The 8,825-nt window shown below is 69.0% G+C and carries 2 protein-coding genes, 1 tRNA gene and 1 rRNA gene; 1 reads left to right on the forward strand and 3 read right to left on the reverse strand.

Going from position 1 to position 8,825, the window contains the following annotated elements; all coding sequences use genetic code 11:
• Positions 1 to 67: 67 nt before the first annotated feature.
• The gene (locus AB0K02_RS32410; protein WP_365996187.1) at positions 68 to 5,515 is read right to left on the reverse strand and encodes a HAMP domain-containing protein; all 5,448 of its coding nucleotides are present in this window, start codon (positions 5,513 to 5,515) and stop codon (positions 68 to 70) included.
• A 267-nt stretch (positions 5,516 to 5,782) separates the two neighbouring features.
• On the opposite strand from AB0K02_RS32410, the gene AB0K02_RS32415 reads away from it, so the two are divergent.
• Entirely contained in the window at positions 5,783 to 8,437 is a 2,655-nt protein-coding gene (locus AB0K02_RS32415; RefSeq protein ID WP_365996188.1) for a SpoIIE family protein phosphatase, read from the forward strand.
• A 50-nt stretch (positions 8,438 to 8,487) separates the two neighbouring features.
• Here AB0K02_RS32415 and AB0K02_RS32420 read toward each other — a convergent pair.
• Positions 8,488 to 8,560: transfer RNA gene (locus AB0K02_RS32420), tRNA-Thr, on the reverse strand.
• Between the two features lie 178 nt (positions 8,561 to 8,738).
• Positions 8,739 to 8,825, reverse strand: a 5S ribosomal RNA gene (gene rrf / locus AB0K02_RS32425); the annotation flags it as partial.

An 8,825-nucleotide genomic window follows, 5' to 3' on the forward strand; every position in this document is an offset into this window, starting at 1 on the left:
AGTCCCAGCCCCACACGCTTTCGAACGCAACCGATCAGCAACAACCTGTGATTCGGGCGGGACCCGCTCACCTGGCGTTCATCCACTGCTCCATCACGGAGAGGAGATGGTCGGGATCGACCGGCTTCGTCACATAATCAGACGCTCCGGACTCGATCGCCTTCTCCCGGTCCCCCTTCATCGCCTTCGCCGTCAGCGCGATGATCGGCAGACCCGCGAACTGCGGCATCCTGCGGATCGCCGTCGTCGTCGCGTACCCGTCCATCTCCGGCATCATGATGTCCATCAGTACGACCGTCACATCATCGTGCTGCTCCAGGACTTCGATGCCCTCACGGCCGTTCTCCGCGTACAGCACGGACAGGCCGTGCTGCTCCAGCACGCTCGTCAGCGCGAAGACGTTGCGGATGTCGTCGTCGACGATCAGCACCTTCTCGCCGTCGAACGCGAACACCCGCCGCTCCTCGGCGCCCTCCTGCCCGGCCCTCGCGTCGCTCCACGGCTGCGCCTCCCCGGACTGCGCCTGCTGCCCGCTCATCGCGTTCAGAGCCTTGCGGCGCCGGCGCAGCAGCGCCGCCGGGCCCAGGGGAGGTCCGACCGGAGCGGTCCGCGCCGGTACGCCGGAGTCCGCCGCTTCCGTGTCCTCGTCCTGGGCCCCGCCCGTCCCGGGCTCGAGATGGGGGTACCCGTTCGGCGGCAACTCGGTCGGCTGCAGCGGCAGGTACAGCGTGAACGTGGAGCCCCGGCCCGGCTCGCTCGCCGCGTGGATCTCGCCGCCGAGCAGCCGCGCGATCTCCCGGCTGATCGACAGCCCCAGACCCGTACCGCCGTACTTCCGGCTGGTCGTGCCGTCCGCCTGCTTGAACGCCTCGAAGATCACCCGCATCTTGCCCGCCGCGATCCCGATGCCCGTGTCCGTCACCGAGAAGGCGATCAGATCCGCGTCCGCGTCGCGCAGCGAGCCGGCCTCCAGCAACTGCTCCCTGATCGACTGCGGCACATCGGCGCCGGCCGGCCGGATCACCAGCTCGACGGCGCCGCTGTCGGTGAACTTCACCGCGTTCGACAGGAGATTGCGCAGCACCTGGAGCAGCCGCTGCTCGTCCGTGTGCAGCGTCGCCGGCAGCTCCGGGGAGACCCGGACCGAGAAGTCGAGCCCCTTCTCCGCCGTCAGCGGCCGGAACGTCGCCTCGACGTAGTCGACGAGCTGGACCAGCGCGATGCGCGTGGGGCTGACGTCCATCTTGCCCGCCTCGACCTTCGACAGGTCGAGGATGTCGTTGATCAGCTGCAGCAGATCGGAACCGGCGCCGTGGATCGTCTCCGCGAACTCCACCTGCTTCGGCGAAAGATTCGCGTCCGCGTTGTCCGCGAGCAACTTCGCGAGGATCAGCAGCGAGTTGAGCGGCGTGCGCAGCTCGTGCGACATGTTCGCGAGGAACTCCGACTTGTAGCGCATGGAGACCGCGAGCTGCTCCGCCCGCTCCTCCAGCACCTGCCGCGCCTCCTCGATCTCGGTGTTCTTCACCTCGATGTCGCGGTTCTGCTGCGCCAGCAGCTCGGCCTTCTCCTCCAGCTCGGCGTTGGACGCCTGGAGCGCCTTCTGCCGGTTCTCCAGCTCCGCGGAGCGCTCGCGCAGCTGCTCCGTGAGCTCCTGCGACTGCTTCAGCAGCACCTCGGTCTTGGTGTTGACGCTGATCGTGTTGACGCTCGTGGCGATCATCTCGGCGATCTGGTTCAGGAAGTCCCGCTGGATCTGCGTGAACGGCTGGAACGACGCCAGCTCGATGACGCCGAGGACCTTCCCCTCGAACAGCACCGGAAGGACGATCACATAGGCAGGGGACGCCTCACCGAGCCCCGATGAGATCTTCAGATAGCCCGGCGGCACATTGACCTGGATCGTCCGCTTCTCCTCCGCCGCCGTACCGATCAGGGTCTCCCCCGGCCGGAACGACGTCGGCATCAGCCCGGCCGAGTAGCCGTAACTGCCACGCATGACCAGCTCGTACGACTCCCCGCCGTCCGGCACCTCCTGGCCGTTGCCCGTCGGCATCGCCAGGAAGAACGCGCCGTGCTGCGCCGAGACGACCGGGGTGAGCTCGCTCATGATCAGCGAGGCCACGTCGTCCAGGTCGCGCCTGCCCTGCATCAGACCGGAGATACGGGCCAGGTTGCCCTTCAGCCAGTCCTGCTCCTCGTTGGCGAGGGTGGTGTCGCGCAGATTCGCGATCATCGTGTTGATGTTGTCCTGGAGGACCTGGATCTCGCCCGCCGCGTCCACGTCGATCTTCAGGTTCAGATCGCCGCGGGTCACCGCCGTGGCGACGGCCGCGATGGCGCGCACCTGCCGGGTCAGGTTCCCGGCCATCTCGTTCACCGACTCGGTCAGGTCGCGCCAGGTGCCGTCGACGTCCCGCACCCGCGCCTGACCGCCCAACTGCCCGTCGGTGCCCACCTCACGGGCCACGCGCGTGACCTCCTCGGCGAACGACGACAGCTGGTCGACCATCGTGTTGATCGTCGTCTTCAGCTCCAGGATCTCGCCCCGCGCATCGATGTCGATCTTGCGCGTGAGATCGCCCTTCGCGATGGCGGTGGTGACCGTGGCGATCTGCCGCACCTGGCCGGTGAGGTTGGAGGCCATGGAGTTCACCGACTCGGTGAGGTCCTTCCAGGTGCCGGAGACGCCCGGCACGTGCGCCTGACCGCCCAGCCGCCCGTCCGTGCCCACCTCGCGGGCCACCCGGGTCACCTCGTCGGCGAAGGACGACAGCGTCCGCACCATCGTGTTGACCGTGTCCGCGAGCTCGGCCACCTCACCGCGTGCCTCGACCGTCACCTTCTTGGTCAGGTCACCGTTGGCGACCGCCGAGGAGACCCGGGCGATGTTGCGCACCTGGTTGGTCAGGTTGTTGGCCATCAGGTTGACGTTGTCGCTCAGGTCCTTCCAGATGCCGGTGACACCGCGCACCCGCGCCTGGCCGCCCAGCACACCTTCCGTACCCACCTCGCGGGCGACCCGCGTCACCTCGTCCGCGAAGTCCGACAGCTGGTCGACCATCGTGTTGACCGTCGTCACCAGTTCCAGGATCTCGCCCTTGGCGTCGACGGTGATCTTCTTCGACAGGTCGCCCTTGGCGACCGCCGTCGTGACCTCGGCGATGTTGCGCACCTGGCTCGTCAGGTTGTTCGCCATGAAGTTGACGGACTGCGTGAGGTCCTTCCAGGTGCCGGAGACGCCCTGCACCTCCGCCTGGCCGCCGAGGATGCCCTCGGTGCCCACCTCGCGGGCCACCCGGGTCACCTGCTCCGCGAAGTTGGAGAGCTGGTCGACCATCGTGTTGAGCGTGTTCTTCAGCTCCAGGATCTCGCCGCGCGCGTCCACGTCGATCTTCTGCGACAGATCACCGCGCGCCACCGCCGTCGCGACCTGGGCGATGTTGCGGACCTGGCCGGTGAGGTTCTCGGCCATGCCGTTCACGGAATCCGTCAGATCGCGCCATACGCCGGCCACGCCGGGCACCTGCGCCTGGCCGCCCAGCCGCCCGTCGGTGCCCACCTCGCGGGCCACCCGGGTCACCTGCTCCGCGAACGCGGAGAGCTGGTCGACCATCGTGTTGATGGTGTTCTTCAGCTCCAGGATCTCGCCGCGCGCGTCCACGTCGATCTTCTGCGACAGATCGCCGCGCGCCACCGCCGTCGTCACCTGGGCGATCTGGCGCACCTGGGACGTCAGGTTGCCGGCCATGAAGTTGACGGAGTCCGTCAGCTCCTTCCACGTACCGCTGACGCCGTCCACACGGGCCTGACCACCGAGCCGGCCCTCCGTGCCCACGTCCCGGGCCATCCGCGTGACCTGGTCGGCGAACGAGGACAGCTGCGCCACCATGGTGTTCACGGTGTTCTTCAGCTCGAGCATCTCGCCCGCGACGTCGACCGTGACCTTCTGCGACAGATCACCGTTGGCCACCGCCGTCGTCACCTGAGCGATGTCCCTCACCTGCCCGGTGAGGTTACGGAACGCGGTGTTCACCGAATCGGTGAGGTCCTTCCACGTGCCCGCGGCACCCGGCACCTCGGCCTGACCGCCCAGCCGGCCCTCGACGCCGACCTCCCGGGCCACCCGGGTCACCTCGGAACCGAACGACTGGAGCTGGTCCACCATCGTGTTCACGGTGTTCTTCAGCTCGAGCATCTCGCCCGCGACGTCGACCGTGACCTTCTGCGACAGATCACCGTTGGCCACCGCCGTCGTCACCTGAGCGATGTCCCTCACCTGGGTGGTCAGGTTGCGGAAGACGGTGTTCACCGAATCGGTGAGATCCTTCCACGTGCCCGCCGCACCCGGCACCTGCGCCTGACCGCCCAGCAGTCCCTCCGCGCCGACCTCACTGGCCACACGCGTGACCTCGTCCGCGAACGTCCGCAGCGTCTCGGTCATCTGGTTGATCGTCTCGGCGAGCTGCGCCACCTCGCCGCGCGCGCTGACCGTGACCTTCTGCGACAGGTCACCGTTGGCGACCGCCGTGGTCACCTCGGCGATGCCCCGCACCTGTGACGTCAGGTTGCCGGCCATCGTGTTCACCGAATCGGTGAGGTCCTTCCACACGCCGGCCACACCCGGAACGGTCGCCTGACCGCCCAGCTCGCCCTCCGTGCCCACCTCGCGGGCGACCCGCGTCACCTCGGAGGAGAAGGACTGGAGCTGGTCCACCATCGTGTTGACGGTGTTCTTCAACTCCAGCATCTCGCCCGCCACATGGACGGTCACCTTCTGCGACAGATCGCCCTTGGCGACGGCCGTCGTGACCAGCGCGATGTCCCGCACCTGAGCGGTGAGCCGGTACGCCATGGTGTTGACGGAATCCGTGAGGTCCTTCCACGAACCAGACATTCCGCGCACCTGCGCCTGGCCGCCGAGCTTGCCCTCGGTGCCCACTTCCAGTGCGACCCGCGTCACTTCGTCGGTGAACGCCGACAGCTGGTCCACCAGGCTGTTCACCGTACGAGCGACCTTCAGGAACTCGCCCCGCAGCGGGCGCACCGTGCCGTCCTGGCCGTCGGTCGACTGCGAACGCAGCTCCATGCGCTGGTCCAGATCGCCCTCGGCGACCGCCGACAGCACCCGGCCGACCTCGGAGACGGGCCGCGCCAGGTCGTCCACCAGCTCGTTGGAGGCGTCGATGGCCGCTGCCCAGGAGCCCTCGCAGGCCCCGGTCTCCAGCCGCTCTGTGAGTTTTCCCTCGCGACCGACCATCCTGCGGACGCGCGCGATCTCCCCGGTGAGATGCAGATTGCGGTCGGCGACCTCGTTGAAGACCGCCGTGATCTCGGCCATGACGCCGTCGCCGGACACCGTCAGGCGACGCCGGAAGTTCCCGTCGCGCATCGCCACCAGAGCCGACATCAGTCGGTTCAGAGCCGCTGTGTCGACTTCGGTTGTCCCATTGTTCCGGGACCGTCCGCCTTTCGCGCGCGCATCCTTGCCACGCGCCGCCACGCCAGACTCCACCGTGTCCCTCCCGCAGGGGTTGACCGTACTGCCCGGGCCTACTCAAGAGCCTGCCCAGTGTTTCACCATGCCGGAACCAGGCCATAACAGTTCGGCAGCTTCGCATAGCGTCCCCACCCCTGGAGGGCGGAAACAGCCGCAACCGGCATCCGCTCGGACAGCGAAGGTAAGTAACCTGGCATCCGGCTGTCCAACCGCCCCGGGCCGCCCGGCGGGGGCGGTGAGGTGCATCTACGACCACCGGGCACGGGGAGGGGCAAGCCGATCATGGCAGAGCCGGGCGTCGAGACGCGTACGAGGAGTTCTGTGATCACCGCGCGGGCGGCCGCCAGCTTCGACCCCGTCGGGCGGTCCGTAGCGACCGCCCGAGCCTTTGTCCGTGACACCCTCCAGGGCTGGGGGTACTCGGACGTCGTCGACGACGCCGTGGTCCTCACCAGTGAGCTCGTCACCAACGCCGTGATCCACGCGGGCACCTCGGCAGACGTCCTGTGCCTGCGCAGCGAGGACGGCGTCCGGATCGAGGTCGCCGACCGCTACCCGGAGCGGGAGATCCCGATCCAGGGCAGCCGCCGTCAGTTCGGCAGCCCCGACCGGGAGAACGGCCGCGGCCTGCTGCTGTGCGCGGCCCTCGCCTCCCGATGGGGCGTCGAGTACACGCCCACCCACAAACAGGTCTGGTTCCAACTCGACCTGCCGCAGCGCCCGGTGGGCACCCGGTCCGCCGGTCCCGCCCTGCCCACGGCCGTACTCCCCGTCGCCGACGAACGGGTGCGCGTGGCCGTGACCCAGATCGACCGCAGCGGGTCGATCGTCGTATGGAACGAGGACGCCGAGCGCCTCTTCGGCTATCCGTCGGAACAGGTCATCGGCAAACCGCTCACCGACTTCGCGGCCTGGCCGCACACCCCCGGCATCGGCACGGGCATCGCCGAGGCGCTGCAACTCTCCCGCTGGGAAGGCAGCTACGGCATCCGCGGATCGGACGGCCGCGTCGTTCCCGTTTACGCCTCCCACCTCCGGGTACGCGACACAAACGGTGAACCGTCCACGGTCTGTCTCCTCGTACGCGACGACGAGCGGGCCATTCTGCAGACACCTCAGCGCACTCCGAGCTCCGACCACGGCGCCGAGAACCGCACGAGCGACCCGTTCGAGGTCTTCATCGGCTCGCCCGCCCCCGACGATCTCGACGGCCTGCTCCAGCGCACCGTCGAACGGGCCCGGGACATGCTCGACGGCGACGCCGCCTTCCTGCTCCTCGCCACCGACGACGAGACCGAGCTCGAAGTACGCGCCACCACCGGGCTCCCCTCGGCACGCCAGCGCTTCGCCCGCGTCCCGGTCGAGGCCGGCACGGGCCGCTACGGCTCGGCGCGCATGCCGGCGGTCCACGAGGACCTCACCGCCGTTCCCGGCGCCGTCCCCCTCCTCAACTCCACCGGCATGCGCTCGGTCGTCACCGTCCCGCTCAAGGTCGAGGGCCGGCTCACCGGCTCCCTCGGCGTCGCCGCCGAGTCCGCGGCCCGCTACACCAACGAGGAGGCGCTGCGCCTGCAGTTCGCCGCCGACCGCATCGCCCTGGCCGTCGAGTCGGCCCGGCTCGGCGAACTGGAACGGCTGCGCCGCGGCTCCCTGTCCTTCCTCGTCGAGGCGTCCGACCTGCTCGCCGGCACTCTGGACCGCGACCAGACACTGGCTCTGATGGCCCAGATGACGGTCCCCACCCTCGCGACCTGGTGCGCGGTCTACACGATCGCGGACCAGGCGTCGGAGCCCTACCTCAGCTTTGTGCTCCATGAGGACGAGGACCGTATCGACGGTCTCAAGGCCCTCCTGTCGCGGATCGATCCCCCGGACCCCGTACCGACACCGGGCGCCCGCGTGTGGACCGCGCCGGCCGAGACCGCACAGCGCGCCGCTCTGCTCGCCTCCAAGCGCGAACTGGGCCTCGGTTCCACTCCGCCGGTCTCCTCGGGCATCGGCACGACGCTGGCGACGGCCGCGGCCGTCGGTGGCGAGACCGTCGTTCTCCCCCTTGTCGCCAGGAACCGCGTCATCGGCATGCTCACGCTCGGCAAGCCGTCCGACGACCACTTCCGCCAGGAGATCCTGGAGCTCGCCGAGGACCTCTCCCGCCGGGCGGCTCTCGCCCTCGACAACGCCCGCCTCTACTCCGAGCGCATGGCGATCAGCCAGTCCCTGCAGCGCAGTCTGCTGCCGCCCGAACTGCCGCAGATCCCGGGCGTCGAGGTCGAGGTCATCTACCGCGCCGCCGGCGAGGGCAACGAGGTGGGGGGTGACTTCTACGACCTCTTCCCGATCCGCGACGGCGCCTACGGCTTCGCCATCGGCGACGTCTGCGGCACGGGCCCGGAGGCCGCGGCCGTCACCGGCCTGGCTCGCCACGCCCTGCGGCTGCTGGCCCGTGAGGGCTTCGGCGGCGCGGCGGTGCTGGAGCGGCTCAACGCCGCCATCCTCGACGAGGGCGCCCGCAGCCGGTTCCTCACGCTGCTGTACGGGGAACTGTGGCCGCAGGAGGACGGCAGCGCCGTCCTCAAGGTCGTGTGCGCCGGCCACCCGCTGCCCCTGCGTCTGCGACAGGACGGCACCGTGGAGCCGGCGGCCGAGCCCCAGCCGCTGCTCGGCGTGATGGAGGACCTGGAGCTCTACGAGCAGGTCGTGACGCTCGATCCGGGCGACGTCCTGCTGTGTGTCACGGACGGGGTGACCGAGCGCCGCGAGGGCACACGCATGCTGGGCGACGACGGCCTCGCCGACGTGTTCACGACGTGCACCGGCCTGACAGCCGGCGCGGTGGCGGCCCGCGTGCTCAGGGCGGTCGAACGCTTCGCCGCTGAACCGGCATCGGACGACATGGCGATCCTGGCGATGCGCGTCCACGAGCCGCACCAGGACTGAGCGAACGCAGAAGGCCCCTCGCCGTCAGGCGAGGGGCCTTCTTATTGCCGAGCCCCCAAACGGAATCGAACCGTTGACCTTCTCCTTACCATGGAGACGCTCTGCCGACTGAGCTATAGGGGCCTGTTGCCTGCGCGGTGTTCCCCGCGGCAACGAGATGAAGCATAGCCCATCCGTACGGGCGTTTCCAAAACGTGTGAGCGCCTTCGTGCCGAGCCGGCGAGCCGTACGCCGGGGCAGCAGCGGAACGCAGGAAAGCCTCAACCCCCGGACATTGTCCGGGGGTTGAGGCTCAATGATTGTTCGGCGGCGTCCTACTCTCCCACAGGGTCCCCCCTGCAGTACCATCGGCGCTGAAAGGCTTAGCTTCCGGGTTCGGAATGTAACC

Origin of the sequence: Streptomyces sp. NPDC049597 (genome assembly GCF_040675505.1) — a bacterium.
GTDB lineage: Bacteria > Actinomycetota > Actinomycetes > Streptomycetales > Streptomycetaceae > Streptomyces.